This is a genomic window from Serratia sp. LTN-2 (genome assembly GCF_059740205.1).
In genome coordinates this window covers 1-710 of sequence record NZ_JCAXDO010000090.1, presented here as the reverse complement: position 1 = coordinate 710, position 710 = coordinate 1, and the positions used below count along the sequence as shown (strand labels likewise).

At 53.9% G+C, this 710-nt stretch carries 1 protein-coding gene; it reads left to right on the top strand.

Annotation, left to right across the window (positions count from 1 at the left end):
* Positions 1–648 (top strand): aquaporin Z (gene aqpZ / locus AC6BYQ_RS28495; RefSeq protein WP_498057930.1); only part of this gene is annotated, 648 nt, incomplete at its 5' end.
* Positions 649–710 lie beyond the last annotated feature (62 nt).

The window sequence follows — 710 nt, the reverse complement described above, 5'->3', positions numbered from 1 at the left end:
TTCGGAGGGTGTGGAAGCGCAGTATTAGCAGCGGCATTTCCACAGCTGGGTGTTGGTTTTCTCGGCGTCGCGATCGCTTTCGGTCTGACCGTGGTGACGATGGCCTATGCCGTCGGGCATATTTCCGGAGGGCATTTTAACCCAGCAGTTACCGTTGGATTATTCGCCAGCGGTCGTTTCTCGGTGAAAGAAGTCCTTCCTTATGTTCTCGTACAAGTGATCGGCAGCATCGCCGCAGCATCGGTGCTGTATTTTATCGCTAGCGGTAAAGGCGGATTCGACGCCACCGCAGGTGGTTTTGCCTCCAATGGTTACGGCGAACACTCCCCGGGTGGTTACTCTCTGCAAGCCGCAATTGTGATTGAGCTGGTACTGACCACTTTCTTTGTGATCGTAATCCATGGCGTGACCGACAAGCGCGCTCCTGCGGGCTTTGCCCCGCTGGTTATCGGATTGGCGTTGGCTCTTATCCACCTGATCAGCATCCCAGTGACCAACACTTCAGTCAACCCGGCGCGCAGCACAGGCGTAGCGCTCTTTCAGGGCACTTGGGCGTTGCAGCAGTTGTGGGTATTCTGGCTTGTGCCACTGGTTGGTGGTGTTATCGGTGGGCTGCTCTATCGCTATCTGTTAGAAGATAATAAATAAGAACTCTCTCGCATAAGGTGGCACCAGAAGACATTTTATGGTGCTACCTTGTTGGCACAGTA